At 65.2% G+C, this 26,684-nt stretch carries 30 protein-coding genes; 14 read left to right on the top strand and 16 right to left on the bottom strand.

The window, feature by feature from the left end; all coding sequences use genetic code 11:
• Positions 1–87 precede the first annotated feature (87 nt).
• Positions 88–1,710, top strand: a complete 1,623-nt coding sequence (locus tag K410_RS0121340; RefSeq protein ID WP_028136757.1) for an ABC-F family ATP-binding cassette domain-containing protein — start codon at positions 88–90, stop codon at positions 1,708–1,710.
• Here K410_RS0121340 and K410_RS0121335 read toward each other — a convergent pair.
• Entirely contained in the window at positions 1,707–2,690 is a 984-nt protein-coding gene (locus K410_RS0121335; RefSeq protein ID WP_028136756.1) for a glycerophosphodiester phosphodiesterase family protein, read from the bottom strand. The genes K410_RS0121340 and K410_RS0121335 overlap by 4 nt on opposite strands.
• Before the next feature lie 149 nt (positions 2,691–2,839).
• On the opposite strand from K410_RS0121335, the gene K410_RS0121330 reads away from it, so the two are divergent.
• Positions 2,840–3,715 carry an MBL fold metallo-hydrolase gene (locus K410_RS0121330; protein WP_028136755.1) on the top strand — a complete coding sequence of 292 codons (876 nt, stop codon included), beginning with the start codon at positions 2,840–2,842 and terminating at the stop codon, positions 3,713–3,715.
• 209 nt (positions 3,716–3,924) lie between these two features.
• Here K410_RS0121330 and K410_RS0121325 read toward each other — a convergent pair whose 3' ends face one another.
• The gene (locus tag K410_RS0121325; protein ID WP_049820148.1) at positions 3,925–4,173 is read right to left on the bottom strand and encodes a hypothetical protein; all 249 of its coding nucleotides are present in this window, start codon (positions 4,171–4,173) and stop codon (positions 3,925–3,927) included.
• Between the two features lie 160 nt (positions 4,174–4,333).
• On the opposite strand from K410_RS0121325, the gene K410_RS0121320 reads away from it, so the two are divergent.
• Entirely contained in the window at positions 4,334–4,798 is a 465-nt protein-coding gene (locus K410_RS0121320; protein ID WP_028136753.1) for a cupin domain-containing protein, read from the top strand.
• Between the two features lie 6 nt (positions 4,799–4,804).
• On the opposite strand, the gene K410_RS0121315 is transcribed toward K410_RS0121320, so the two are convergent.
• On the bottom strand, positions 4,805–5,767 hold the full coding sequence (locus K410_RS0121315) for an alpha/beta hydrolase (RefSeq protein WP_028136752.1): 963 nt from the start codon (positions 5,765–5,767) through the stop codon (positions 4,805–4,807).
• Between the two features lie 130 nt (positions 5,768–5,897).
• On the opposite strand from K410_RS0121315, the gene K410_RS0121310 reads away from it, so the two are divergent.
• The gene (locus K410_RS0121310; protein ID WP_028136751.1) at positions 5,898–6,575 is read left to right on the top strand and encodes a nitroreductase; all 678 of its coding nucleotides are present in this window, start codon (positions 5,898–5,900) and stop codon (positions 6,573–6,575) included.
• 356 nt (positions 6,576–6,931) lie between these two features.
• Here K410_RS0121310 and K410_RS0121305 read toward each other — a convergent pair whose 3' ends face one another.
• From K410_RS0121305 to K410_RS0121295, 3 genes are read right to left on the bottom strand one after another with little or no spacing between them, the layout of a single operon-like run.
• Positions 6,932–8,047 (bottom strand): HD-GYP domain-containing protein, encoded by a 1,116-nt coding sequence (locus K410_RS0121305; RefSeq protein WP_028136750.1) that lies wholly within the window; start codon positions 8,045–8,047, stop codon positions 6,932–6,934.
• A 47-nt stretch (positions 8,048–8,094) separates the two neighbouring features.
• Positions 8,095–8,421, bottom strand: coding sequence for a PilZ domain-containing protein (locus tag K410_RS0121300; protein ID WP_028136749.1), 327 nt, complete (start codon positions 8,419–8,421; stop codon positions 8,095–8,097).
• Positions 8,418–9,527, bottom strand: coding sequence for a DUF2336 domain-containing protein (locus K410_RS0121295; RefSeq protein WP_028136748.1), 1,110 nt, complete (start codon positions 9,525–9,527; stop codon positions 8,418–8,420). The genes K410_RS0121300 and K410_RS0121295 overlap by 4 nt, the downstream gene beginning before the upstream one ends.
• Positions 9,528–9,827: 300 nt before the next feature.
• Here K410_RS0121295 and K410_RS0121290 point away from each other — a divergent pair, with 300 nt between their 5' ends.
• Both K410_RS0121290 and K410_RS0121285 read left to right on the top strand, forming a co-directional pair.
• On the top strand, positions 9,828–10,775 hold the full coding sequence (locus K410_RS0121290; RefSeq protein ID WP_028136747.1) for an AraC family transcriptional regulator: 948 nt from the start codon (positions 9,828–9,830) through the stop codon (positions 10,773–10,775).
• 50 nt (positions 10,776–10,825) lie between these two features.
• Complete coding sequence (locus tag K410_RS0121285; protein WP_028136746.1) at positions 10,826–11,416, top strand: NADPH-dependent FMN reductase; 591 nt, start codon at positions 10,826–10,828, stop codon at positions 11,414–11,416.
• A 69-nt stretch (positions 11,417–11,485) separates the two neighbouring features.
• Here K410_RS0121285 and K410_RS0121280 read toward each other — a convergent pair whose 3' ends face one another.
• Entirely contained in the window at positions 11,486–13,567 is a 2,082-nt protein-coding gene (locus tag K410_RS0121280) for a methyl-accepting chemotaxis protein (RefSeq protein ID WP_028136745.1), read from the bottom strand.
• A 111-nt stretch (positions 13,568–13,678) separates the two neighbouring features.
• The gene (locus K410_RS0121275) at positions 13,679–14,116 is read right to left on the bottom strand and encodes a DUF1810 domain-containing protein (protein ID WP_028136744.1); all 438 of its coding nucleotides are present in this window, start codon (positions 14,114–14,116) and stop codon (positions 13,679–13,681) included.
• A gap of 203 nt (positions 14,117–14,319) precedes the next feature.
• Here K410_RS0121275 and K410_RS0121270 point away from each other — a divergent pair, with 203 nt between their 5' ends.
• The 3 genes from K410_RS0121270 to K410_RS0121260 all read left to right on the top strand — a co-directional run bounded on the left by K410_RS0121270 (position 14,320) and on the right by K410_RS0121260 (position 16,820).
• Positions 14,320–15,288 carry a DUF2778 domain-containing protein gene (locus tag K410_RS0121270; protein WP_028136743.1) on the top strand — a complete coding sequence of 323 codons (969 nt, stop codon included), beginning with the start codon at positions 14,320–14,322 and terminating at the stop codon, positions 15,286–15,288.
• A 68-nt stretch (positions 15,289–15,356) separates the two neighbouring features.
• On the top strand, positions 15,357–15,614 hold the full coding sequence (locus K410_RS0121265; RefSeq protein WP_024338019.1) for a hypothetical protein: 258 nt from the start codon (positions 15,357–15,359) through the stop codon (positions 15,612–15,614).
• A gap of 114 nt (positions 15,615–15,728) precedes the next feature.
• Positions 15,729–16,820: a TRAP transporter substrate-binding protein gene (locus tag K410_RS0121260; RefSeq protein WP_028136742.1), complete on the top strand. Its 1,092-nt coding sequence runs from the start codon at positions 15,729–15,731 to the stop codon at positions 16,818–16,820.
• A 104-nt stretch (positions 16,821–16,924) separates the two neighbouring features.
• Here the strand turns inward: K410_RS0121260 and K410_RS0121255 are convergent, their stop codons facing one another.
• The 6 genes from K410_RS0121255 to K410_RS0121230 form a co-directional block, all read right to left on the bottom strand.
• Positions 16,925–17,707, bottom strand: a complete 783-nt coding sequence (locus K410_RS0121255) for an ABC transporter ATP-binding protein (RefSeq protein WP_028136741.1) — start codon at positions 17,705–17,707, stop codon at positions 16,925–16,927.
• Positions 17,695–18,750, bottom strand: coding sequence for a dihydrodipicolinate synthase family protein (locus K410_RS0121250; RefSeq protein ID WP_028136740.1), 1,056 nt, complete (start codon positions 18,748–18,750; stop codon positions 17,695–17,697). Before K410_RS0121250 ends, K410_RS0121255 begins: the two co-directional genes overlap by 13 nt.
• A gap of 6 nt (positions 18,751–18,756) precedes the next feature.
• Positions 18,757–19,578, bottom strand: coding sequence for a GNAT family N-acetyltransferase (locus K410_RS0121245; RefSeq protein WP_028136739.1), 822 nt, complete (start codon positions 19,576–19,578; stop codon positions 18,757–18,759).
• Positions 19,565–20,602, bottom strand: coding sequence for an NAD-dependent epimerase/dehydratase family protein (locus K410_RS0121240; protein ID WP_028136738.1), 1,038 nt, complete (start codon positions 20,600–20,602; stop codon positions 19,565–19,567). The genes K410_RS0121245 and K410_RS0121240 overlap by 14 nt, the downstream gene beginning before the upstream one ends.
• 27 nt (positions 20,603–20,629) lie before the next feature.
• Positions 20,630–21,400 (bottom strand): ABC transporter permease, encoded by a 771-nt coding sequence (locus tag K410_RS0121235; RefSeq protein ID WP_028136737.1) that lies wholly within the window; start codon positions 21,398–21,400, stop codon positions 20,630–20,632.
• An 83-nt stretch (positions 21,401–21,483) separates the two neighbouring features.
• Positions 21,484–22,131 carry a TetR/AcrR family transcriptional regulator gene (locus tag K410_RS0121230; RefSeq protein ID WP_028136736.1) on the bottom strand — a complete coding sequence of 216 codons (648 nt, stop codon included), beginning with the start codon at positions 22,129–22,131 and terminating at the stop codon, positions 21,484–21,486.
• A 100-nt stretch (positions 22,132–22,231) separates the two neighbouring features.
• Between K410_RS0121230 and K410_RS0121225 the strand changes: the two genes are divergently transcribed.
• From K410_RS0121225 to K410_RS0121205, 5 genes are all read left to right on the top strand, one after another.
• On the top strand, positions 22,232–23,236 hold the full coding sequence (locus tag K410_RS0121225; RefSeq protein WP_028136735.1) for an ABC transporter substrate-binding protein: 1,005 nt from the start codon (positions 22,232–22,234) through the stop codon (positions 23,234–23,236).
• Positions 23,237–23,649: 413 nt separating this feature from the next.
• Positions 23,650–24,348, top strand: coding sequence for a septum site-determining protein MinC (gene minC, locus K410_RS0121220; RefSeq protein WP_028136734.1), 699 nt, complete (start codon positions 23,650–23,652; stop codon positions 24,346–24,348).
• Between the two features lie 19 nt (positions 24,349–24,367).
• Positions 24,368–25,183: a septum site-determining protein MinD gene (gene minD, locus K410_RS0121215; RefSeq protein ID WP_028136733.1), complete on the top strand. Its 816-nt coding sequence runs from the start codon at positions 24,368–24,370 to the stop codon at positions 25,181–25,183.
• Entirely contained in the window at positions 25,180–25,461 is a 282-nt protein-coding gene (minE, locus tag K410_RS0121210; protein WP_028136732.1) for a cell division topological specificity factor MinE, read from the top strand. The genes minD and minE overlap by 4 nt, the downstream gene beginning before the upstream one ends.
• A gap of 207 nt (positions 25,462–25,668) precedes the next feature.
• The gene (locus tag K410_RS0121205) at positions 25,669–25,854 is read left to right on the top strand and encodes a hypothetical protein (RefSeq protein ID WP_028136731.1); all 186 of its coding nucleotides are present in this window, start codon (positions 25,669–25,671) and stop codon (positions 25,852–25,854) included.
• Positions 25,855–25,874: 20 nt separating this feature from the next.
• Here K410_RS0121205 and K410_RS0121200 read toward each other — a convergent pair whose 3' ends face one another.
• Both K410_RS0121200 and K410_RS0121195 read right to left on the bottom strand, forming a co-directional pair.
• A complete protein-coding gene (locus K410_RS0121200; protein WP_028136730.1) occupies positions 25,875–26,120 on the bottom strand; it encodes a hypothetical protein in 246 nt (81 codons plus the stop codon).
• 117 nt (positions 26,121–26,237) lie between these two features.
• Entirely contained in the window at positions 26,238–26,651 is a 414-nt protein-coding gene (locus K410_RS0121195) for a hypothetical protein (RefSeq protein WP_028136729.1), read from the bottom strand.
• Positions 26,652–26,684 lie beyond the last annotated feature (33 nt).

Below are 26,684 nucleotides of genomic sequence, written 5' to 3'. Positions count from 1 at the left end.
GGCCCAACCCCGGCCTGTCGCGGGCTTCCCCTCGCGCTCCGCATGCCCTATGACGCTGCAACGCAAAAATCCCCCCAAAAGACACTCATGATCCGCCTCGACAACGTCAGCAAGCAAGCCGGCCACCAGATCCTGTTCATCGAAGCCTCCGCGGCCCTCAACAAGGGCGAGAAGATCGGGCTCGTCGGCCCCAACGGCGCCGGCAAGAGCACGCTGTTCCGGATGATCGCCGGCCAGGACCTGCCCGACGAGGGACAGGTCTCGATCGATCGCGGCATCACCATCGGCTATTTCAACCAGGACGTCGGCGAGATGAGTGGCCGCAGCGCCGTGGCCGAGGTGATGGATGGCGCGGGTCCCGTCAGCGAGGTCGCCGCCGAGCTGCGCGCGCTCGAGACCGCCATGGCCGATCCTGACAAGGCCGACCAGATGGACGAGATCATCGCCCGCTACGGCGAGGTGCAGCACCGTTTCGAGGAGCTCGACGGCTATGCGCTCGACGGCCGCGCCCGCGAGGCGCTGGCGGGTCTCGGCTTCAGCCAGGAGATGATGGACGGCGACGTCGGAAAGCTCTCCGGCGGCTGGAAGATGCGCGTGGCGCTGGCGCGCATCCTCCTGATGCGTCCCGACGTCATGCTGCTCGACGAGCCGAGCAACCATCTCGACCTCGAAAGCCTGATCTGGCTGGAAAAATTCCTGCACGATTACGAAGGCGCGCTGTTGATGACCTCGCACGACCGCGAGTTCATCAACCGCGTGATCTCCAAGGTGATCGAGATCGATTCAGGCTCGCTCACCACCTACACCGGCGACTACGAGTTCTACGAGCAGCAGCGCGCGCTGAACGAGAAGCAGCAGCAGGCGCAGTTCGAGCGCCAGCAGGCGATGCTCGCCAAGGAGATCAAGTTCATCGAGCGCTTCAAGGCGCGCGCTTCGCACGCGGCGCAGGTGCAGAGCCGGGTGAAGAAGCTCGACAAGATCGAGCGGGTCGAGCCGCCACGGCGCCGCCAGAGCGTGGCGTTCGACTTCCCGCCGGCGCCGCGCTCGGGCGAGGACGTCGTCGCGCTCAAGAGCGTGCACAAGGGCTACGGCTCAAAGCGCATCTACGACGGCTTCGATTTCATGATCCGCCGGCGCGAGCGCTGGTGTGTGATGGGCGTCAACGGCGCCGGCAAATCGACGCTGCTCAAGCTGGTCGCGGGCGCGAGCGAGCCCGACCAGGGCACGGTGGCACTGGGGGGCAGCGTCAAGATGGGCTATTTCGCCCAGCACGCCATGGATCTGCTCGATGGTGAGCGCACCGTGTTCCAGTCGCTGGAAGATGCGTTTCCGACCGCGGGGCAGGGCTCGTTGCGCGCGCTCGCCGGCTGCTTCGGCTTCTCCGGCGACGACGTCGAGAAGCGCTGCCGGGTGCTGTCGGGCGGCGAGAAGGCGCGTCTCGTCATGGCCAAGATGCTGTTCGATCCGCCGAACTTCCTGGTACTGGACGAGCCGACCAACCATCTCGACCTCGCCACCAAGGAGATGCTGATCAATGCGCTGTCGGATTTCGAGGGCACCATGCTGTTCGTGTCGCATGACCGGCATTTCCTCAGCGTTCTGTCGAACCGCGTGCTGGAGCTGACGCCGGAGGGCATCCACCAGTTCGGCGGCGGCTACACGGAGTACGTCGCGCGCACCGGGCAGGAGGCGCCGGGGTTGCGGAGCTAGTCTTTGCTCTTGCCCGCGATCCTGGCGACGGTCTCGATCTCGTTGGTCCAGATACCGCCGGAATAGCCTTGCGGGAGCCGGGCGAACAATTCGGGCGTATCGATGCCGGTGGAGAATTCGCCGCCGCTGTAGGGGCCGAGCACGAAGACCGCGCTGCCAGCATCGGTCATCCGATTGAGGAAGCGGTTGGGCCAGCCCCATAGCCAGGGCGCGACGTTGACAGGGACCAGCACCATCGCGTTGCGGCAGGCCGGCGGGACGAGACCGGTCCAGCCATAGGCGATATAGCGGATCAGGCAGCTTCGGATCGCCGCGCGCGAAATGGTGCGGACATCAGGGGTCAAGCGACGGATCATCTCGATCGGCTCGTCACCGCCATAGACCATGATGGTCCGCCGTCGCTTGGCCGGCAACGCGTTCAGCGCGGCGGCGAGTGCCTCGCCTTCGCTCGCGTCACGGCTCTTCACATTGATAAGGAGCCCCTTGTCAGGGAAGGTGGCAAGCACCTCCGACAGCGTCGGCATCATCCCGATTCCCTTGCCGCGAAACGGGAATGTCTTGCCGCCGTCGGCGGTGTAACCGTAGCCGATGTCGAGCATTTTCAGCTTCGCCATGCTCTGCTCGCGTGTGACACCCTGGCCGTCGGTGCGGCAGTCGACCGTCCAGTCGTGGAATACGGCGAACTGGCCATCGGTCGTCGGGTGCACGTCGAGCTCGACGAAGTCGGCGCCGGCCTCGAAGCTCGCGCGCATCGAGGGCAGGGTGTTCTCCAGATAATCGTGCGTCGGCGGCAACATCCGTGTGGCGGTGCAGGTATCGCTCTTCACGCCGCGCTCATCGAAGCGTTGCGCCATGCCGCGATGGGCGAGCAGGATCGGCTTGCCGCCGAAATGCGGCGTCAGAAGACTGGTGTTGTTGACGTAGACGCCAGCCGCGACGGCGATCAGGGCCAGCGCGGCGAATTTGAGTTTTCTTCCCACACGATCTTTCCAATTTCGCGATCACCGTCGACCGAGTTTGAGGTTGATTTGCGGCAATCGTCCCGCATGAGCGCGGTGCGCGTTGCACGGCTTGAATGGTCCCATGCCGGCCACTACACTTCCCTCAAAAAAATGGGAGCGAAACAGCGATGCGGCAACTCAGGATCGGTGACATCACCATCGATGCGGTGATCGAGCGGGAGGGGCCGTGGCGGCGGCCGCAGGATTTCTTCCCGGCCTATGACGAGGGCGTGTTCAAGCGCCATCTGCCGACGATGGAGCCGGAGGTGTTCGACGCCGCGCGCGGCATGATGGTGATCACCTATCAGACCTTCGTGGTGCGAACGCCGCGCTACACCATTCTCGTCGACACCTGCACCGGCGAGGACAAGGGGCATCCGCCGCCGTTCGATTTTCCCGGCAAGGAGCGCTGGCGCAACGAATTGCTCGCGCTCGGCATCTCCTTCGAACAGATCGACTACGTGTTCTGCACGCATTTGCATATCGACCACACCGGCTGGAATACGACCTTGCGCGACGGCCGCTGGGTGCCGACGTTTCCCAACGCGAAGTACGTCTTCCACAAGGGGGAATACGCGGCCTGGGAGGCCGAGCATGCCAAGGGCAATAATCCGCCGGGCACGGTCTTCCGCGACAATTGCCTGCCGATCGTTGAGGCCGGGCAGGCGCTGCTCGTCGACGATGACTACGCGCTCGACGACACCGTGACGCTGACGCCGATGCCGGGGCATTCGCCCTGCCATTGCTGCGTGAACATTTTTTCGAAGGGGCAGCGCGCCGTGGTCGCGGGCGACCTCATGCATCACCAGATCCAGTGCCGCGAGCCGGACTGGTCGGCGCGGCCGGATTGGGATCCGAAGCAGTCGGCACTGTCGCGGCGGAAGTTCTTTGCGTCCGTTGCGGACACCGACACGCTGATCCTGCCGGTCCATTTTCCGGCACCGACGGTGGGATGGATCAGGCCGCTTGGCGATGCCTTCGATTATCGGTTCAGGCGGGCGTGAAGCTCTTCACGCGCTCATGAAGTTATCGGTCTTGTGTCCCGGACGCGGTGCGGCACACAGTGCCGCTCCGCTGAGCCGGGACCTATTTATCGATGCGTTGCGCGGTTGCATGGGCCCCGGCTCTGCAGCGCACCGCTCCCGGACGATGCTTCGCATCGCCTAGAGAGCGCTGCGCTGCGTTCGGGGCACGCCAGCGCCACAGCGCGTAATTAGGCGCCGGTCTCGCACTTCTTCATGAAGCTGTTCTTGGCGGCGCCGGCGAGCGGCTTGCCGTCGGCGCTGACTGCCTTGGGCGCGCAGGCATCGGCCTTGCATTTCTTCAGGAACGACGTCTTGGCGGCGCCGGCCAGCGGCTTGCCGTCCTTGCCGACCGCCTTGCTCTCGCAGGTTTCTTGCGCAAAGGCCGAGCCTGCTGCAAAGGTGGCAACGATCGCTGCGAGGAAAATCCGCTTCATCATGGGTGTCTCCGTCAGCCAGAAATGGCGTCGGGATTGGAGCCGGGAATCGTGGCGCAATCAAGCTGGATGACGGCCCTGTTGCCCGGCCTGTTGCACTGCTCGCTGACCCCGGCGGGCAATCCTGCTAGGCTGGGTCAGCTGAGCTGGATGGAGCATCGTGATGGACGCCGTGATCCCGAAACACCAGGAAGCCGCCGACCAGCATTCTCACCTGGTTCGGCCGCAGGACATGGAATGGCAGAGAACCCGTTTTCCGGGGTGCGAGGCCAAAACGCTGCTGTTCGACCGGCGCACGGGTCTGATGACCGCCTTGATGCGGTTTGCGCCGGGATCGGTGCTGCCCGACCACGAGCATGTCGGTATCGAGCAGAGCTGGGTGATCGAGGGTGCGCTCGTCGACAAGGAGGGGCCGGCCCAGGGCATCGCCTGCAAGGCCGGTGAGTTCATCTGGCGCGAGGCGGGCAGCCGGCATGCCGCGTGGTGTCCGGACGGGGCCCTGATCCTCGCGATCTTCCAGGTGCCGAACAAGTTCTTCGAAGCCGACGGCCGCGTCGTCGACGCCGCCGGTCAGGATTGGGACGAGACCTGGGGGCACACCGGCGCGCAGCGAGCACGGAGCGCCTGACGCACCCTACGCGCCACGCATCAGCAGCGCCTTGAAGTCGGCCCGGGCGGCTTGCGCCTCGGCGCGCGCGACGTCCGAGGCGTCGCCCATCCCGAAATAACCGTGGATCAGTCCGGGGCCCTCATGGTGCTTGACCCGCACGCCGGCCGCCTCCAGTGCCCGCGCATAGGCGGCGCCCTCGTCGCGCAGGGGATCGAACCAGGCGGTGGTCACGACCGCAGGGGCGACACCGGCGAGGGATGTTGCGCGCAGCGGCGAGACACGCCAGTCGGAGGCATGGCCGGGATCGGCGAGATAATGGCCGCAAAACCATTCCATCGTGGCACGCGTCAGGAAGTAACCCTCGGCATTCTCGGCGCGCGAAGGATAGCGCGCATTCTCGCGTTCGTCGGCGTAGGTGCCGAGGACGTCGGTGACGGGATAGACCAGCAATTGCGCGGCGAGCTTGATGCCGGCGTCGCGGCAGGCGATCGCGGTGGTCGCGGCGAGATTGCCGCCGGCGCTGTCGCCGGCAACGCCGAGGCGTTGCGCGTCGCCGCCAAATTCCGCGAGGCGGTTGAAGACGTCACTCACTGCGGCAAAGGCGTCCTCGAACGCACCGGGAAAGCGCGTTTCCGGCGGGCGCCGATAGTCGACGGAGACAACGACGGCGCCGGTCTCGATCGCAAGGTTGCGCGCCTGCCGGTCGTGGGTCTCGAGGTCGCCGGCGACCCAGCCGCCGCCGTGGAAGAACACCACGGTCGGCGCCGTCGTGGTGCCGACCCGGTAGACCCGCGCGGGAAGCGGGCCGGCGCCGCCTTTGACCTTGATATCCTCGATGCTATCGACCGGCGGCGGCGGGATGGCCGCGCGTGAGGCAGCCAGTGCACGCAAGGAATCGCGGGCGCTCTGTGGCGTCATGACCGTGGGATCGCGCATCGGCATGAGCGGGATGATCTCGGCGATGACGGGATCGAGTGGCGCGGCCATGGCGGCTCCTCCAAGCTTCTTGCAGGGTTCTTGGTCTTGCTTGCGGGTCAGCATAGATTTTGCGCGCCGCATCGGCAACCGGCCTCGTGTCGTCGCGCCGGCGGATGAAGTGGCAGGGAGGTTCTGCGAGGTGGAATTCGAAACGCTGGTCCAGTCGCGCCGCAGCGTGCGTGGCTTCAAGAAGGAGCCGGTGCCGCGCGCGGTGATCGAGGCGATCATCGAGAGCGCCAAGCGCGCGCCGTCATCGATGAACACCCAGCCCTGGCATGTCCACGTGCTCACAGGCGACCCGCTCGAAGAGGTGCGCCGCCGCAACATGGAAGAAATGGTCGGCGGCGCCAAGGTCAAGCGCGACATCGTCAGCCACGGCGAGTATCAGGGCGTGCACCGCACGCGCCAGGTCGACATTGCCAAGAAGCTGTTTGGCGCGATGGGGATCGCGCGCGACGACAAGCCGATGCGGCAGGACTGGGTGCTGCGCGGCTTCCGCCAGTTCGACGCGCCGGTCTCGCTGGTCCTGACCTACGACCGCGTGCTCGATCCCGGCGCGGTCTGCCATTTCGATCTCGGCGCGCTCTGCTACGGCATCGTGCTCGCGGCGTGGGACCGCGGCCTCGGCTCGGTGATCAACGGGCAGGGCATCATGCGCTCGGACATCGTGCGCGAGGTCGCGAAGATTCCGGAGGACGAGGTCATCATGACATGCGTCGCGATGGGCTATCCGGACGACGGCTTTGCCGCAAACGCGGTGCGCTCGGATCGCGAGCACAATCAGGAGTTTGTACGCTACGTTGGTTTTGCCGACTAGCGTGTCCGAGAGGAGATTATTCTCTGGCGAAATTTTTGGTGCGGAGCCCCAAGCGGCCTCTTGCAATCTCGAAGGTGCGGGAGGAACAATATGTCCGGTGAGAGGTTTGTTGCTGGCGCGAGGGAATTGACATGCGGCGGCTGGCTAGCCTGGTTCGGCGTTTCTTCGGCCCGCGATTGCGGCGCCCGATCGATGAAGATCCAAGTCTTCCTTTCACACCTGAAGAGTTCGGTCGGCTGATACGCAGCGGCCGGCACGAGGACATGAAGCTGCTGGCCGATGGGCTGGCGTGCCGGTCCATCCCGCGCCGCGCCAGCTATCGCGCAACGCATTAGGAGCGTGCGAGTCGGTCGCGCTCACCGCGTCAGCGCGACCTCCCTGAAGGAGCGGACCAGCGCTTTTTCCAGCTTGCCATTCATCCCGCACAAGATGTTGTAGGCCTCCGCGCGCGGCAGGGTCGGCTTGTAATGCCGGTGCTCGATCAGCGCCGTGAAGATGTCCGAGATCGTCAGAATCCGCACGATGTCGCCAATGCTCTCGGCGCAGAGTGCATCGGGATAGCCGCTGCCGTCGAGATACTCATGATGATGGCGAACGGCATCGAGAATTTCCGGTGAAATCTTGTCGTGCTCCTTCAGAAACGCGTAGCCTGCGGCCGGATGGGTCTCGATCAGAGCCCGTTCCTCCGCATCGAGGCTGCCCGGCTTGTCGAGAATGGCGAGCGGTATCTGTGCCTTGCCGATGTCGTGGAACATGGCTGCCGAATAGAGGCGCTCCAGATCGGCTCGACCGACACCAAGGCTCAGGCCGAAGTCGATGGCGACGCCGGTCACGAGCAGGCAGTGCTGGTAGGTTCCTTCGTGGTGTCGCCTTACCGTCGCGAGCCATTCCGAAAGACCTCGCTCGGCAATGCGGTTGGCGATCTGGCGGCCGGCCTCCTTGGTGCCATCGACGTCGAGCGGCTGACCAAGGGTGACCGCCGTGAACATCGAGGCGATCGCGGTTGCTGCGGCCTCGACCGCAGTATCGGACTGTGCCGTCTCGCCCGATGCGAGAGACGGGTCCGCCGGATCGGCCAGGGCCGCCAGCAGCCTGGATCGGTTGATTGTGCCGGGCAGGACGAGCGTCGCCCCGAGCGCGTAGGCCTGCGAGATACCGACGTGAGAGCTGTGCTCGAGGAGAAATATCCGCTTCGGCGCCTTGGCGAGATTGCGGGCCCGTTTCTTGATGGCCGCGATATTGTCGATGTCGCGCATGTCCGCGCGGATGATGATGGCAGAGGGCACCTGCGAGAGCTTGGCCTCGGCATCCAGCCGTTCTCCCGCGACGGCGAAGCGCTCCTCGAGCATCGAGCAGACGCCGGCCAGCTTGTCGGATCTGTCGGCCAGCACGTGCACGAACGAGCGGGCCGGTTCCTTCTCGCCGATGCCGGCCGGGTTGGCGTGGCGGAGCATGGTTCGCGCGTTCTGCACGGCTTGACTCGCGATGTCCTGGATTGTGGGATGAACTGTCGGCTAAATTACCCTGGGGCGGTCTGCGTCTTTGCTTGCGGTGCGCTCACCGGCTTCTTCTTGCCGTCCGCCGTGACGAAGTGAACACCGGCCGTGGTGCCGTCGATCCAGACCAATTCGCAGCGCCGATAGGCGAGTCCGGTGGACGACAGCACCAGGAAGAATTCCTTGGCCTGGAGCACGTCCAGCGTGCCCTCGACCTCGACTTTCGCGCCCGTTTGCGACACGTCGAGCAGAACGCAACTGCGCCGCCATGTGCCGTCGGAGCCCATCAGGTTGACGGGTTGGCGGTGGTCCATCTTCACGCGAGATGCCTTTCGACCATCGAACTTCATCGGCTGACCCCCACTTTCGCGCCGCGATGTCCGCGACAGCTCTCCTTGGCGTTTGCGGCAATCTCTCCCCAGCGCACCGTCCACTGGCTGGTCGACAGAAGCAGTGACTCAAAAAGGTGTTGCGCGCGCTCGCGCTCGGCAAAGGAAAGCCTGGTCCCTCTGCGGTTGCTCAGGATGGCAACCGTGGTCTGCCAGTTCAGCCGCGAAGCCCGACAGGCCATGACCAGGCCTTCGCAATCGTCGTCGGTCATGACGTGCTCGACGATCTCGATGGGAGTTCCCGAAAGCACCGACAACGCCGTGAACAAATTGGCGGTCTCGCCGCGGATCGCGAAGCGGTTCACCGTGGAATCGTTCAGCTTGCCGATGCGGTTGAGCGCGACGATCTCCGGCCGCGCGCTTGCATAGGCGGCCGCGCTGGGCAGCTTCTGTGCGGTCGGCGCGCCTGCTTGAGGAGGCGAGACGGAGGGAGTTTTCGGCGCCGCGCGAACGTTGGGGGGCGGCGATGCCGCGAGCAACTTCCGCAGCACCGGGTCGGGCGTGGACGGTCTGAGTGCCAGGGCCCTCGTGAGTTCGTCATCGCTCGCGCATCTCTCGACAAGCGCAACGTAGGCGGCCTCGGAGAACCCTGCCCCTGCATTGCTGATCAGCGCAAGGTGAACGGTGCGGCCGCCGTGCCTGATGAGCGTCTCGGTCAATGGCGGCTCGATGAATGCGCGGGTGGCGATCGCGAGTTGCTGCCGTTCGCTGCTTGAAATTGCGATTGTTTCGAGATCGGACGCGGACAGGGCCTGCGACTTGAGCAGAACGGGACACGCGATATCAGGATCATCGTGTGAGGCAAGGCGTCGCAAGGTCTCCGGCGGAGCCACCTTGAGCTCGGCAAGGGCCGCGCCGAGCTGGATCAATGCCGTGGCCTCGACCCGCTCCACCAGCCGCAGCAGGACGCCGTCGACCACATTGGCCAGCAATTCCTGCGACCGGTCACGGCTGCCGGTGAGCAGCTGCAAAATGCCCTGGAGAATACGGTCGCAACGGTTCAGCGGACACGTTGCGACCGCGTTTTCCAATTCAACCAGAATATCAGCAGGCGAATTTGCCATCATGGCAGGGGCCTGAATTGAAATGACTTTGACGATGCAATGGGTCTCATTGCATCCTAAGGGCGTTAATGTGAATTTTAGGGATCGAGTATTCAGGTAGTGCTTAGCGCCGAATTCCCGAAAATCGCTATCGAAATTCGGCGAGATCTGACGTCGCGGCTTGTCCTTGCAATCGTGCCTTCGCCAACTGCCGAAGACACGTCAAGATTGATTCTCTTGGTCAGACGCAAAATCGAATAGGAAGGGGACCCGGCACCGCCGCCGGACGCGCGCCAATATTGCGGCGCAGCGTTTCGCACCGCCATGAACAGCATTTATGACGTGCCCGGGTTGGCACCCAGGATATTTCGCTTTTCAGACGTCGATGAATTTCGGTATGCCATCCGCGGCCTGGACTTAGAATTCACGCCTTTCGTGCGGAGCATTTCGGCCGAGCAGATCATTCTGTCGTTGCCCGGCTGCGACGTGAATCTGACGACCGCGTTTCCGCGCGTGGTCGACGCGCAGCTTGTCGAGAATTGCACGGCGGTCGGGTTCAACATGGACGACCTTGACGTGCCCATTCGCTTCAATGGTTCGCAGCGCGCGCGTCCGGCGATTGTCATCGGCAGCGGGGGCGCGGCCTACACCATCGTCGAAGAAGTACAGCGCCAGATCGCCTCGGTGATTTTCAGGCCGGAAGTGACGGACCGCGGCTGGCCAAGAGCTTCCCGGAGCTTCAAGATCTTCGAAACGAGCGCGGCCGGCCTGGACAGGTTGCGCCGTGTTGTGCGCGAGGTCATGGCCGCAGCTTCAGAGCCCGTCGAGCCGGCGGATCTTCCCCTCAAGGCGAGAGCGATGAAGGAATCTCTGCTCGGAGCCGTCGACCACGCGCTGATGGATGTCGTTTCGGTGCGCTGGACCCTGCGCCCCAATGACGAGCGAAACTTCAGGATATTCCGGGAGATCCGCGCGATTTTATCCGATGATCTCTCGCACGCGATCTACAGCGATGAAATTGCACGCAAGCTCGGACTGTCCGTCCGCACCATGCACGACATCGTCCGCCGCTATCGCGGCATGAGCCTGCACCGTTACTTGCGCCTGCGCCGGTTGTGGCTGGTGCGCCGGCGGCTGCTCGCTGGCGCCGACAGCGTCAAGGCCGTGGCGCTTGCCTTCGGCTTCTGGCATCTCAGCGATTTCTCCCGAAGTTACCGCGACCAGTTCGGTGAGACGCCGTCGCAAACGCTGGAGCGCGGGCGCGGGCGTTAGTCTGATAAATGGCGTGGAGCCGGCCGCCGGTTTCGTGCTACCGTCGCGTCATGAGCCATCGCATTCTCGTCCTCTACGGTTCCTACCGTGCCGATCGCATGGGCATCCGCCTTGCGAATTTCGTCATCAATGGTCTGCGCAGCCGCGGCGAGGACGTCGAGTTGATCGACGCCAAGGCGATCGGCCTGCCGATGCTCGACCGCATGTACAAGGAATATCCCAAAGGCGCAGCACCCGAGGCAATGGAGAAGCTGGCCGGACAGATCCGCGGCGCCGACGGTTTCGTGTTCGTCACCGGCGAATACAATTGGGGCATCCAGCCCGGCCTGAAGAATCTCACTGACCATTTCCTCGAAGAATGGTTCTGGCGCCCGGCCGCGATCGTGAGCTATTCGGCCGGCCGGCTGTCCGGCGCGCGCGCCGCAACCGCCTGGCACGGTACGCTGTCGGAGATGGGCATGGTGGTGGTGTCGAGCACCATCGGAGTCGGCCCGATCGCGCAGACATTGTCGGCCGAGGGCGAGCCGATCGGCGAGGGCGGCAAGGCGCTGGAGCGCTCGTTCCCGCGCTTCGTCGACGATCTGACGTGGTGGATTGAAGCGGCGAAAGCGCAGCGGGCACGCAAGCCGCCGCCTTATTGATGGCGTTCGCTGCGAAGAGGTGCCGTAGCCCGGATGGTGCGCGGCGCGAGCCGGGCTACCAATCCGCTCCTACGCCGCCCTGACCTCGCCGAGGAAGCGGTCGAACTGTCCGGCGAGATCGCGCGACTGGGTCGAGAGCTGTTCGGCGGCGACCAGCACTTCCCGCGCGGCCGCGCCGGTGTCGTCGGCGGCACGCTGCACGCCGGAGATGTTGCTATTGACCTCCTGAGTGCCGCGGGCGGCTTCCTGCACGCTGCGGGCGATCTCCTTGGTGGCCGAGCCCTGTTCCTCGATCGCCGCGGCGATCGCGGTGCCGATCTGGTCGATCTCGCCGATGACGTCGGCGACGTTGCGGATCGCGGCCACGGTCTCGTCGCTCGCGGTCTGGATCGCTGCGATCTGCTCGGAGATTTCGGTCGTCGCCTTGGCGGTCTGGCCCGCCAGCGATTTCACTTCGGAGGCAACCACGGCAAAGCCGCGGCCGGCATCGCCGGCGCGGGCGGCCTCGATGGTGGCGTTCAGCGCCAGCAGGTTGGTCTGCTCGGCGATGCTCTGGATCAGCGTGACGACGTCGCCGATCTTCTGCGCGCCCTCGGCCAGCGTGCGTGCGGTGTCGCCGGTGCGGCGGGCGTTGTCGACGGCGCGGGCCGCGATTTCGGTGCTTTGTGCGACCTGGCGGCCGATCTCGGAGATCGAGGAGGTCAGCTCCTCGGTGGCGCTGGCGACCGTCTGCACGTTGGTCGAGGTCTGCTCGGAGGCGGCGGCGACGACCGCGGCCTGGCTGTTGGTCTGAGCCGCCGTCGAGGTCATCGACTGCGCGGTGCTTTCCATGGTCGAGGACGCCTGCGACAGACCGCCGACGAGCTCGCTGACCTTGGCCTCGAAGGCGCGGGTGAGCTCGTCGAGTGCCTGGGCGCGGCGCATCTTGCCGTCGCTCTCGGCCTGCTTCTCGGCCGCGAGCCGGTCGGCCCGGATCATGTTGTCCTTGAAGACCTGAACGGCCGCAGCCATCGCCCCGATCTCGTCGGAGCGCTCGGCGCCGGGAATGCCGTCCGCAACCTCGCCCTCGGCAAGCCGCGACATCCGCGTCGTCAGGTTGACGATCGGAGCGCAGACGCGGCGGCGGACCATCACGATGAGGCCGATGCTCGCGATCAGCACGGCGGCAAGGCCCGCAAGCGCGATGGTGAAGCTGGTGCGGGCGGCGGAGGAGGCGCCGGCGAGGATCTGCTCGGCATTGTCATAGAACGCGTCGCGGACCTCGATGATGGTGCTGAGGCCGCGCTGCGTCGCGGCGTAATAGGTCTCCATGTCGTGTTCGTACTTGCCGCTGATCGCACCGTCCTTGACCAGCTTGAGCTCGCGGCCGAACTCCTCGACGTAACTCGCGTTGAATTTCTCGAGCGCGGCGGCGACGTTCGCCGGCGTTGTTGGATTGCCGCGCAATTCCTGCAGCGACATCACGATCTGATCGTTGCGGCCCTGCGAGCGGGCAATGTCGGCCTTCTCGGCGTCGGTCGCCGGTTTCTTGCCGCCGACGAGATTCTTGTGCAGGCTGGAATTGAAGCCGCCGACGTCGCGCAACGTCATTGCGATGTTGGCGTAGCTGGCCTGGCGGTAGGCGTCGCCGTTGAGGATCGCCATGCGGCGGACCTGCTCGTTGAGCAGCGCGGTCACGCCGCTGTTGAGCACGACGTTGTCGGCGACGATCTTCTTGGCCGCGTCCTTGCGCGCCTCGACTGGGCCTGCCAGCGCCTTGTCGATGGCCTCGCGCAGCGCGGTGAATTTCGCACTGATGCCGTCGATATTGCTGCCGATGGCCGCGCCGTCGTCGAACGAGCCGGGCAGCTCCTTGCGCAGCGCGTTCATCTTGTCGCGGGCACCGTTAGTCTGCTTGCGCAGCTTGTCCTGCTCGGCGAGCAGCGCCGGGTCGATGCTGGCCGGCCCATAAAGGATGTTGGTGGAAAAGCCGCGCTCGGGATTGAGGTAGCGCGGGATGTCGCTGACGGCGCGGACGATCGCCAGCCGGCCTTGCGCCTCGGTGATGCGCTCCATCGTCTGGTACCTGGTCACGGCGACGTAGACGGCGAGGCCGCCGCCCACGGTCGAGAGCGAAACGATGGCGGTGGTCAGGAGCGTACCGATTTTCATGATCTGTCCGGCAAATAACGGAGAATTATTTTGCTCGGACGATAGGCAATTGACGTTAATCCCGGGTTTACGCTCTCCGCCGCTACCCGCCAGGGGCGTGGATCACAGGCTTCAGGCCTGCCGGTCCAGCTGCGACAGGATCTCCAGCGTCGCGGCATCGCTCTCGCCTGCGAAATAGCGGGCGAGGGCGGCGCCGAAAATGGGCTCATCGGACACCGCGCCGAACAGCGTCATCGACGAGCGGAATTTGGCGTCGTCCGGCGCGCCGAGGATCGCGTTGATGCTCCGCCCCTGGACGGCAAGCACGAGCCCGGTGCATTCGATCAGGCGCGCCCCGAGCACGGGATGGGCGAGATAGGCCTTGGCCTCGGCGCGGGAGCCGATGGCGTAGCGCTGCGACATGGCGCTGGAGCCGAGGCCGGTGATTTGCGGGAAGACGAACCACATCCAGTGAGTCTGCTTCCGGCCCCGGGCCAGCTCGGCCTCGACGGCGCGAAAAACCGGGTCCTGGGCCCGGACGAAGCGCTCGAGATCGAAAGGATCGGTCATTGGATACCCCAGAGATGCCTTGTCGGGCCCTTGCCGGCCGCGATTATGCCTAACTTTTGGCTCCCAATGTGGTAGCTGATATAGAGTCTCCGGGTGGGGGTTGGGCCCCCCCGGGGGATCGATTTGGGGATTTGATGGTTTCCGACCGCGCACGCGCCGAGAGGCTGTTGCCGCGCCGCCCTATGGGGCGGGCCGAGCGCGTTTTGCTGTCTCTGGCTGCCGTCGCGCTGGCGCTGGGTGCCGCCGCCTGGGTCGCGGACATCGGAGCTTCGAGCGTGAGCGATTCCAGCGCGCTGATCTCCGCCGCCCTGCCGCCGGCCAATACCCCTTCCTTTGAGGACCGCTTCGCTTCGGCGTCCGGCAATCCGCCGGCCCGGGACCTCGGGCTGCGGACGGTGGAGCGCTCTGCCCTGAATGCGGTCCAGCTCAAGCTCCGCGACGCCAAGGCGATGCTGGCGCAGAAGCTCCAGGGCGGTGATTGGCGTTCGACCCTGACCGACGACGACCGTCACCTGACCGAGGAGGCCAGGGCCTCGCAGCATGCCGACGCCATCCCGATGCCGCGCTCGCGCCCGGTTCAGGCGGACCTCTCGGCCCAGATCGCCTCCAGCCAGGCCTATGCCGACACCACCAATCCCAGGGCCGACAACCGCAACTTCTTCGAGAAATTCAGCGACAAGATCCGGCTGGCGTCGCTGACGCCCGGCGACGGCCTGTTCGGCAAGGCGCCGGATCTCGCCGCCCTCGGCTACGATTCGCGGACCGCGGTCTATGACATCAAGGCCAAGGCGGTTTACCTGCCGAGCGGCGTCGCGCTGGAAGCCCATTCCGGCATGGGCGCGCTGATGGACGACCCCGATCATGTCGATCAGCGCATGGTCGGCGCGACCCCGCCGGCGATCTACGATCTGAAGCCGCGCGAGAAGCTGTTCCACGGCACCCGCGCGCTGCGCTTGACGCCGACCGAGGGCACCAGCGCGCTCGGCCGCGTCGGCCTCCTCACCCATGGCTACCTGCTCGGGCCGCGTGGCGATTCCAACGGCTGCGTCTCGATCAAGGAGCATGATCGTTTCCTCAAAGCCTACGACAACGGCGAGTTCAACCGCCTGGTCGTGGTGCCGAGCCTGAGCGGGGCGACGACCGCCTCGCGGCGCGCGAGCACCGATTCCTGATATTCTTGCCTGCCAGGGCAGGGCTGCCGTTTCCCCTTCGTTAAGCCGTCATCGTCCAGAAGCAGCCCATGAGCGATCCATCAAGTTCCGAGACCCCGCTGCGTACGACGTTCAAGATCAAGCTGAACGGCGACACGCTGGCGATCGCGACTGTCGGCCAGGCCTATCAATTCCTCACCAACTTCAAGTCGGTCGAGTGGATGGAATTCCGCTCCCTGCACGAGGACGCCGTCGCGGCCCTGGAAGGCGCTGCCGGTAATGCGATGCTGGCGGTGCAGGCAACCAACGCCGTGCGCGCGCTGTTCGTCAGCGCGAAGCTGCTCTGAAGGCCTGCGGGCCTTGTCCGCACAGCTTGAACTCCGCTGCAGGAACGGGCAAACGATCCGCGAAGATTGTTGCCGCAAGCCGTATGTTGAAACTTACTTTCAGGAGAGCCCATCATGAAACGCCGTACATTCCTCAAGGGCGGCGCGGTTGCCGGCGCGACGACGCTGGTTGCTGCACCTGCGATCGCGCAGAGCACGCCCGAGATCAAATGGCGCCTGACCTCGAGCTTCCCGAAGTCGCTCGATACCATCTACGGCACCGCGCAGACCTTCGCGAAATACGTTGCGGAGGCCACCGACAACAAATTCCAGATTCAGACCTTTGGCGCCGGCGAGATCGTTCCGGGCCTGCAGGCGCTCGATGCCGTCAGCACCGGCTCGGTGGAGATGGCGCAGACCCCGCTCTATTTCTACATCGGCAAGGAGCCCGCTCTGGCCTATGCCACCGGCGCGCCCTTCGGCATGAACCATCGCCATCAGGAATCGTGGTGGCACTTCGGCGGCGGCGCCGACCTCACCAACGAGGCGCTCAAGCCGTTCAAGGCCCATGCGATCCTCTGCGGTAATTCCGGCACCCAGATGGGTGGCTGGTTCCGCAAGGAGATCAAGACCGTCGACGACCTCAAGGGCCTCAAATTCCGCATCGCCGGCATGGGCGGCCATGTGTTGGCAAAGCTCGGGGTCGTCCCGCAGCAGATCGCGGGCGGCGACATCTATCCGGCGCTGGAGAAGGGCACGATCGACGCGGTCGAGTTCGTCGGTCCCTATGACGACGAGAAGCTCGGCTTCTACAAGGTCGCCAAGTACTACTACTTCCCCGGCTGGTGGGAAGGCGGCGCCATGCTGCACATGATCGTCAACGACGAGAAGTGGAATTCGCTGCCCAAGCAATACCAGGCGATCGTCAATCAGGCAGGCTCGGCGGCCGGGGCGTGGATGGTCGAGAAATACGACAGCGTCAATCCGGGCGCGCTGAAGCGGCTGATCGCGAACGGCACCGAGCTGAGAGCGTTCCCGCAGCCGGTGCTGGAGGCCTGCTACAACGCGACCCAGGACCATCTGAACGAGCTCGCCGCCAAGAGCGACCTGTTCAAGCGCACCAAGGAGAGCCACGACGCGTATATGAAGGAGTTGCTGTTCTACACGCAGATCGCGGAAAACTTCTACGACAATTACCTGCTCAGCAAGATGCGCAACAAGACCTGACGTGAGGGGCGCGGTGACCACGCCGCGCCATACTCTCGTAGGGCGGGCAAAGGCGCGCTTGCGCCGTGCCACGTTCTCGCACTTCTTTGGCAATGGTGGGCGAATTACGCCGTCACCAATCCCAGCTTCGCGTAAATCCGCCGTGCATAGGCGCCGAACGCATCGGTGGTCTTCAGCGGAAGGTCGCGCGGGAAGGGCAGGTCGATGGGAAAATAATCGGCCATCTTCGCAGGTCCAGCCGTCAGCACGGCGCAGTGCGAGGACAGGAACACGGCCTCCTGGATGGAATGCGTGACGAAGATGATGGTCTTGCCGCTCTCGCGCCAGATCCGCAGCATCTCCAGGTTCATCTGCTCGCGCGTCAGCGCATCCAGCGCGCCGAACGGCTCGTCCATCAGGATCAGCTTGGGATCGTGAATGAAGGCGCGCGCGATCGCGGTACGCTGCTGCATGCCACCGGACAGCTGCTGCGGATATTTGTGCTCGTAGCCGGCGAGCCCCACCAGGTTGAGCAGGTCGCGCGCCCGCTCGCGCGCCGCCTTCATCGGCAGCCCGACGATCTCGGCCGGCAACAGCACGTTGTCCAGGATCGTCCGCCACTTCAGCAGGAGCGCCTGCTGGAACACCATGCCGATGTCACGGGTCGGATCGAACGGGCTCCTGGCATTGCCTATTCGCACGGTGCCGCCGTCGGCGCCATGCAGGCCGGCCAGGATCTTCATCACCGTCGTCTTGCCGCAGCCGGACGGGCCGACCAGCGAGACGAGCTCGCCTTCCTGCACGTCCATGGTGACGTCGGACACCGCCAGAAACTCGGCGCCGCCGCTGCGATAGACCTTGCGGACGCCCTGCAGGCTGATGAAGGGATCTGGGCTCATGCCAGCCATTTGTTCAGGTTCGCGGCGACGAAGTCATCGTCGCCGAGGTCGGCGTGATCGCGCGTGACGCGGTCGATCTCCTCCTTCTGGCCGGGGCTGAGGCCCTCGTTCGGATCGAGGCACCACAGGCCCTGCATCAGGCCCTGGCGGCGCAGAACCTCGTGGCAGCCGGCAATGCAGCCGTGAAAATTGTTGGCGACATCGAAGAAAGCACTGTTGCAGTCAGTGACCCGGGCATCGAGTGCGAGAAGATCGGCTGGCACGCTGTCCTTGTGCCGTGCCGCCTTGCAGCGCTCGAACTGCTTGATCGCGGTCGCGGTCCACACCGACCAGTGGCCGAGCAGGCCGCCCCTGAAGTAAGTGCGGGTGGTGACGCCGTTGTCGCGCAGGTCGAAGGGCAAGGTGAGATCGAGCAGGATGTGATCGTCGTTGCCGGTGTAGAGCGCGACGCGGTCGAGCGCGCCGGCGGCTGCAACGCCGCGCAGCACGTCGAGCGTCCGGTAGCGGTTGAACGGCGCGATCTTGATCGCGATGACGTTGTCGATCGAGGCGAAGCGCTGCCAGAACCGGCTCGACAGGACGACGCCGCCCACGGCCGGCTGGAGATAGAAGCCGACCAGCGGGATTTCGGCTGCAACCGCCGTGCAATGCGCGATGATCTCGTCCTCGGAGGCGCTCTTCATCGCGGCGAGGCTGAGCAGGCCGGCGTGATAGCCGATGTCGCGCGCGGTGCAGGCTTCGGCGACCGCCTGCGCTGTCGGACCGGCGAGGCCCGCAACCATCGCCAGCGGACGCCTGGTCCAGTTTGCCGCGGTCTCGGCGGTGAGCTCGAGCACGGGGCGGTAGAGGCCGACATCGCGGATCGCGAACTGCGTGGTGTGCACACCGACTGCGAGGCCACCTGAGCCTGCGTCGATGTAATAGCGCGTCAGCGCCCGCTGATGCTTTTTGTCGAGCTGACGTTCGGCGGTGAGCGCGAGGGGATGCGCCGGCAGCACAGTGCCCTCATTGATCAGCCTGCGGACGTCGCTGTTGATCTGGCTGTGGTGCATGATGTCCTATCCGAATTCGGGGCCGGCGACGGCGAATGGGGATTCCTTACCCGTGACGGTGGCGGGGCCGAACCGCATGCGCTGGAACGGGCGCTCGACGGTCCAGCCGGAGGCGGTCAGGCCTTCCAGGAACGCGGCTTGCGAGGCGACGGCGTCAAGCAGGAGCGGACTGGTCTCCGACCGCACGATCGAGTCAACCAAAGCCAGGGCTGCCGCGGTATCGTCAGCCAACAACGGGCCGATATGGCGGGCGGTGCGGCCGTCGCGCAGCAGCGCGATGGCGCCGTCGGTGCCGACGATGCGCGAGCCGGGACGCTGGGCGAAGGCGGAGAGGAGCGCGGTCCGGTCAAAGCCGCTCGCGCGCCGATCCCGCATCGCAAGCGCATCGAGCGTCGCTAACGACAATGGAGGCGCCTCCGCTCGCGCAGGCCTCGCCAGCTTCAGCCGGCGCAATTGCAGCGTTGGCGTGAACCCAAGCGGGCCGTAGACGGCAGCGCCGTCGGGCGTAGCGTCGAGCCAGCTCGTCAGGCCGTTCTTGCGTGCGGTGTCCAGGCACGCATCGACGAGGCGTGTTGCTAGGCCGCGGCGGCGATGCGTTGCCGACACCAAGACCATGCTGATCCAGGCGTTGTTGCCGGAATAGGGCAGCAGGGCGGCGGTTGCGACCAGCCGCGCGCCGTCACGAATGCCGAACACGATGCCGTCGCGCAGGAAGATGCGCCAGTCCTCTTCGGTCTGATTCCAGTGCGCCTCCGTCGAGAGCGCCAGCCCCGCGATCGCGTCCTGCACGCCGAGCTTGAGGGCCGGCGGAGCCTCAGTAGCGCCCATCGCGCACCTCGTATTTGGTGGGCTTGCCGAGGCTCGGCATGGCGCGCGCGACCCAATCGGCGGTCCAGGCGATCAGCTGCTCGGTATCAACCACCGGCAGGCCGAACAGCTCGACCGCCCTTGACGTGTCGGTCAGCCAGGCCGTCGGCTCTTCCTTGCCCGTCAGCACCGGCGCGCGGCCGAACCTTGCGCCGAACTTTTGGGCGAGATCGCGCACCGCCAGGATCTCGTGGCCGCTGACATTGATCGGCGAGGTCGGCGCCGTGCAATGAGCGAGGCAGCGCAGCGCCTGCGCGGACGCATCGCCCTGCCAGATGAAGTTGACATGACCCAGGCTGACGTCGATCGGCGCGCCGTTGAGCACCTTCGTCGCGATGTCGTGCAGCACGCCGTAGCGCATGTCGATCGCGTAATTGAGACGGAACAGCCGCCCCGGCGTTCCAAGCTTGCGCGAGAAATATTCGAACATGCGCTCGCGGCCGACGCAGGACTGCGCGTATTCGCCGGGCGGATTCGGCGCCATGTCCTCGGTCGAGCCCTTGCCGTCGACGGGGACGAAGGGATAGATGCAACCGGTCGAGAACGCCACGATGCGCGAGGACGGGAAGGCCTGTGCCACCAAGGCGGGCACATGCGCATTCATCGCCCAGGTCAGTGACAGATCCCCCTCGGCGCCGAATTTGCGGCCGGCCATAAAGACGATGTTGGGCGCCTTCGGCAGCGCCGCAATCGCCGTCTCGTCCATCAGGTCGCAATTGATCGTCTCGACCCCGCGCGCATGCAGCCAGTCCTTCACGCCCGCGTCGCTGAAGCGGGCGACACCGATGATCCGGCGATCGGGCGCAGCGGCCTTGGCAAGCCCGGCGAGCGTCGGGCCCATCTTGCCGGCGACGCCGAGGATCATGATGTCGCCCTCGACCTTTTTGAGGTCGTCGATCAGCGCCTGCGTCGGCCGGCACAAGAGGTCGTCGAGGGCTGCGACATCGGGGATGATCTTCGGCAGCGTCTGGCGGGTGAGCAGCATGGATTGGGTCCTTAAGGTCTGCCGTTATCAGGTCTGTCTGGCGTCGCCGACCACGAACATGCGTTCGAGGGCGAGGACGAGGCCGTAGAGCGCGACACCGAGCAGCGTCAGCAGCACGACCGCCATCACCATCGCGGGCGTGTCGAGCGAGGACTGCACCTGGATCATGAGGTAGCCGAGCCCGCGCTCGGAGGCGATGAATTCGCCGACGATGGCGCCGGCCACCGCCAGGATGGCGCCGACCTTCATGCCGGAGAAGATGTAAGGCAGCGAGCCCGGCAGCTGGATCTTGCGGAACAGGATCCAGCGCGAGCCGCGTAGCGATTTGACGAGATCGAGCAGATCCGGCTCGACCTCGCGCAGGCCGCGCGCGGTGGTGAGCAGGATCGGGAAGAAGCAGATGCTGAAGGCAATCAGGATGTTCGGCACGATGCCGTAGGAGAACCAGACGATAAAGAGCGGGCCGAGCGCGACCTTCGGGATCATGTTCAGCGTCACGAACAGCGGCAGCAGCACCAGGCTCAGCAGCGGCGCCCAGCTGAAGATCACGGCCAGCGCGACGCCGACGAAGGCGCCGAGCGCGAAGCCGCCGAGGATCTCGACCGCCGTCACCAGCGTGTTGGCGCCCCAGGCATAGCCCGCGGTGCCCAGCGTCTGGATCGTCGCCAGCGGGGAGGGCAGGATGAATTTAGGGACCTGGAAGGCGTCGACCGCGACCTGCCAGAGCACGAGCACGGCGAGATGCACGATCAGGATGATCGCGAAGCTGCGCGGGATGCGGGCCCTGTCTCCTGCCACCGATGGCTCCCTGTTGCCGCGGCAACGCGGCCGCAGGTCGCGAGCCTAGCCGCGTTCTGGGAAAGTTTCAACCAGTTGGTTGATTATGGTCGGAGCGACTGCAGCACCAGGTCGGCGACGTGGCGGCGGCGGGCGCGCCGCTGGGCGCGGCTCGACAGGTCCTTGCCGAAGATCGCCGACAGCGTCGGCGTGTTGGAGAAGAAGAAATAGGACAGGCCGGCAATGGAGATATAGAGCTGGACCGGATCGATCCCCTTGCGGAACACGCCCGCCCGCACCCCTTCGTTGAGGATGTGCGAAACGCTCTTCACAAGCGGGGAATGCATCGCTTCCAGCCGCGTCGAGCCGCGGACGTGGCGGGCGCCGCCGCGGTTCTCGTCGTTCAAGAGCACGATGAAATCGGGGTTTGCGGCCAGATGGTCGAACGAGGCCTCGATCAGCTTGCGGATCGCCTTCTCCGGCGGCAGGCCTTCGAGGTTGAGCTTGCGCTCCTGCTCGCGAATGTCCTCATAGACCCATTCCAGCACGGCGAGGTAGAGCGCGTCCTTGTCGCCGAAATAATGGTAGACGAGCTGCTTGTTGACGCCTGCGCGCATCGCGATCTCGTCGACGCGTGCGCCTGCAAAGCCGTGCCGGGCGAATTCCAGGCGCGCCGCGGTGAGCAGCTTGTTGCGGGTGGCGACGGGATCGCGGCGCTGCGGCACGGTGTCGCCAGATCGTTTTGCGGGCATTTCCAACCAAACAGTTGACAAGTGGAGGGCGGGCTTGTTGCATTGGTATCTGCACAAGGGGAGAGCGACAAGCCGGGTCGCTGGCATGAGGAGAGATGCGATGAAGCGTTTGCAGGCGGCTGTTGTGGCCCTGATGCTCGGCTTGCCGGTGGTGCCGGCGAGCGCGGGCGAGGCGGTGAACCTGATCCTCAACTGGACGCCGACGGCCGATCACTCGCCGTATTATTACGCCAAGGCGCAGGGCTGGTACGAGAAGGCGGGGATCGATCTCACGATCGAGACCGGCAAGGGCTCCGGCGTCTCCGCCGCCAAGGTCGGCTCCGGCGGCTCGCCGTTCGGCGTCGCCGATCTCGCCACCATGCTGGTGGCCAAGAGCAAGGGCGCCGACACCGTCGCGGTGATGAGCGTCTACGCCAACACCGGGCAGACCTTCTACTGGCTGAAGAGCTATGGCGTGAACGGGGTAAAGGATTTCGCCGGCCACAAGATCGGCAATCCGCCCGGCGATGCCTCGCGCGTGATGTGGCCGGCCTTCGCCAAGGCTGCAGGCCTTGCCCCCGACTCCGTCGGCTTCGTCAATGTCGGGCCGACCGCGAAGATCGCGGCGCTGAAGAGCCATACCGTCGATATCATCAGCGACTTCTACAACGAGCACGATCTGAAGGTGATCGAGTTCGGTCCCGACCTCGGCTACGTCAATTGGAAGGACATCGGACTCAATCCCTACGGCAATTCGCTGATCGTCAATGGCGCGTACCTGCAGAAGAATCCGAAGGTCGTGGAAGACTTCGTGCGCGTCACGCAGAAGGCCTTTGCGGCCTGCGTCGCCGACGTCACGCCGTGCCTGAAGGCGCTGCTCGACCAGGTCTCCGGGCTCGACAAGGCGAACCAGGAGCGCCAGTGGGAGCGCATCAAATTCCTGATGACGGACGAGTTCACGACGACAAAGGGTCTCGGCTGGATCGACGGCGAGCGGATGAAGAAGGATTACGAGCTGGTCCAGACCTATCTCGGCATGGAGAAGCCGTTCGATGTCACGACCGCGTTCACCACCAAGATGCTGGACCCGAGCATCAAGATGGATGCGAGCAAGGTGAAGAAGTAGGGGGCCTCTCTCCTCGTCATTGCGAGCCAACGGGTCCGCGCGAAGCGCGGCCCGATGACAAGCTCCGCGAAGCAATCCAGAATCTTTCCGCGGAGACAGTCTGGATTGCTTCGTCCCAAGGGCGCCTCGCAAGGATGTGGAGAGGGTGTGCCTCGCTCTTACCCGTGCCCCGGACGCAGCGCAGCGTCCTTGACGGTCCGCTGCAGGGCCGGGGCCCATTTTGCCGAGTGCATGATCCGGGAGGTCTGGGTCCCGGCACTGCGCAGCAGCGTTGCACGCTGCAGCGCGTCCGGGACACGAGACCGGCGCTTTCTACCCCCATCTCCCCACGTAATCCCACGGAGAATTAACCGGCCGTTAACCATATCCGCCGCATCGTTAACCATTCAATAACAGGGAACGAGTCGGCCGTTATGGAGGCTGCAGTCAAACCTCAACGCCAAATGGTGCGCCTGCGCGGGCGCTCCTACGTGGCCTTCGTGTTTACGCCGACGGTTCCGGTGCAGGACTGGCTGCACGAGATCGACGCCACCATTGCGCGCTCGCCCGGTTTCTTTGCCGGCCGGCCCGTGGTGATCGATTTGTCCTCGGTCGATCTCAGCCAGTCCGGCATCGGCCATCTGCTCACCAGCCTGCAGGACCGCAATATCCGCGTGCTCGGCATCGAGGGCGTGGAGGAGGCGAAGCTCACGCCCATGATGCCGCCGTTGCTGTCGGGCGGGCGCAGCTGCGTGGTCGAGCCGACCGCGCCCAAGAAGCCCGAGGCGAAGTCCGAGACCAAGTCATCCTCGCTGCTGCTCGAAAACCCGGTGCGCTCGGGCCAGACCGTGATCTTTCCGGACGGCGACGTCACCATCCTGGGCTCGGTCGGCTCCGGCGCGGAGGTCGTCGCCGGCGGCTCGATCCACGTCTATGGCGCCCTGCGCGGCCGCGCCATGGCGGGCGTCAATGGGCACACCAGCGCGCGCATCTATTGCCAGAAGATCGAAGCCGAACTGCTTGCGATCGATGGGTTTTATCAGACCGCCGACGATATCGACGCCGCGCTTCGCGGTCGGCCGGCCCAGGCCTTCCTGCAGGGCAACATTATGCGAATTACCGCGCTGAACTGACCAGAAGGAGACAATTGAGATGGCCAAGGTACTGGTCGTGACATCAGGCAAGGGCGGGGTCGGCAAGACCACGACCACCGCCGCGCTGGGAGCGGCGCTGGCGCAGCGCGGCGACAAGGTCGTCGTCGTCGACTTCGACGTCGGCCTGCGTAACCTCGACCTCGTGATGGGCGCCGAGCGCCGCGTCGTGTTCGACCTCATCAACGTGGTGCAGGGCGTGGCGAAGCTGCCGCAGGCCCTGATCCGCGACAAGCGGCTGGAGAACCTCTGGCTGCTGCCGGCTTCCCAGACCCGCGACAAGGACGCGCTGACGGAGGAGGGCGTCGGCAAGGTCATCGCCGATCTGCGCGAGCGCTTCGACTGGGTGATCTGCGACAGCCCGGCCGGCATCGAGCGCGGCGCCTCCATGGCCATGCGCTTCGCCGACGAGGCCGTGATCGTCACCAACCCGGAAGTGTCCTCGGTGCGCGATTCCGACCGCATCATCGGCATGCTCGATTCCAAGACCGTGCGGGCCGAGAAGGGCGAGCGGGTCGAGAAGCACATCCTCATCACCCGCTACGATCCCTCGCGCGCCGCGCGCGGCGAGATGCTGACGATCGACGACATCCTCGAGATCCTCGCAACGCCCTTGCTCGGCATCATCCCCGAGAGCCAGGATGTGCTGCGTGCCTCCAATGTCGGCACGCCGGTCACGCTGTCGAATGCCGACGGCGCACCGGCGCGGGCCTATATCGACGCGGCACGCCGGCTGTGCGGCGACACCGTGCCGATGCAGGTGCCGACCGAGCGCAAGGGCTTCATGGATCGCCTGCTGCGACGGAGGGCGGCATGAGCATGGGTCTGCTTCGGCTTCTCCGCGGCAACAAGGCCTCTGCACCCGTCGCGCGCGAACGGCTGCAGATCCTGCTTGCCCATGAACGCGGAATGCGTGGCCAGCCCGATTTGCTCGGCGTGCTGCGTGAGGAAATCCTTGCCGTCGTCTCCAAACACGTGACGCTGGATCCGACCAAGGTCATCGTCCGGCTCGAACGCGGCGACGAGGTGTCGACCCTGGAGGTCGATATCGAGGTGCCCAACGATTTCGAGCGCAAGAAAGCCGCGGTCGCGTAGGGATCGCGGCTGAGACAAGCCATTTTGGGGTGAGTGAGAAGGCGGTCCGCTGGGCATAGCGGGCCGCCTTTGTCGTTCGCGTCACTCCGGCTCCCGGCCAGCCAATGTGATCGATGGCGGGCGGAACGGGACCTGCGGCGAAGTCGTTACCGAAAACCGCGGAGCGCCGAGCCATGCCCTCGCGGTTTCGTCAGACGGAGAGCGCCCATGATGTCCGAGGTCCAGGTCCATACCGTTGCGCGGCAGATGCTCGAGCAGCACGGTTTTGCTGCGATCGCGAAGGCGGCCGAGCAGGCCCAGGCCTGCGAGAGCCGCGGCGAGGGCGACGAGGCCAGGGAATGGCGCCACATCGCCGATGCCATGAAGATCATGCGTGGACCCCACCAGGGCTGACCGCCGCAGCACGAGCTGCGTCAACGGCCGTCGCGTTCGGTTCCGTGCGATTGGGATCGGCGGGTTTGCGACGGGTTGCGGTCTCCTGCCTCCTTGCAGGGCAGTGGCTCCCAGGTCCCGTCAGGCGCTTGCTGATACGCGCTGCACCCGGAAGAGGGCGAATTGCCCTCGGCTTTCTGGCTGTCTGAATTCTTCGCCAGCACAGGGCCGGTCAGCACCGTGGCGGCCGCGAGCGTGCCGGCGAAAACGACATGGATCATCCGCATGAGAGGTTCCTGTTCGAATTCGAAGAGGCCTCGCATGCTTTCCAGAATTGTGACAATTGTTTGCCGACGGACGATCTCCCGGCCGCGTGCTTAACACGTCCTTGTCATCCGCCCTTTTTAACCGCCCTTGGCGCGGATCAGGCCGGCGAGGTTGGTCTTCTGCACTTCGCACCAGCTCGGCATGCCGAGGCGCCGCTGGTTGAGATCTGTCGCCTGGGTCGCCACCGCGACCTCGGCCATCAGATCGTCATCCTGCTTCTCGCCCATCTTGCCGCCGGTGTGCATCCAGGCAATCGCCTTGCGCACCTTCTCGGTGGTGCCCTCGGGCAGGTGCATCTGTTCCGCCCTCTGCACGAGGTCCTGGTAGACGACGTCCGTGCCCGGGCATTGAACCTTGGCGGCGAAGGCCTGCAGCATCAGGGTCACATAGGTCGAGCGTGTGTGGTCCTTAGCCTGGTCCTTAGCTTGGTCCTGGGCCTGGGCGGGAGCTGCGCTCAGCAACAGGGCAGCGATCAGCAAACCGTAGCGCATCCTGGTCTTTCCTCCGATTTTTCGAGAGGCTAG

Source organism: Bradyrhizobium sp. 22 (assembly GCF_000482425.1).
Lineage (GTDB): Bacteria > Pseudomonadota > Alphaproteobacteria > Rhizobiales > Xanthobacteraceae > Bradyrhizobium > Bradyrhizobium japonicum_B.
The sequence above is the reverse complement of the archived record's forward strand: the minus strand, read 5'-3'. Positions and strand labels throughout refer to the sequence as shown.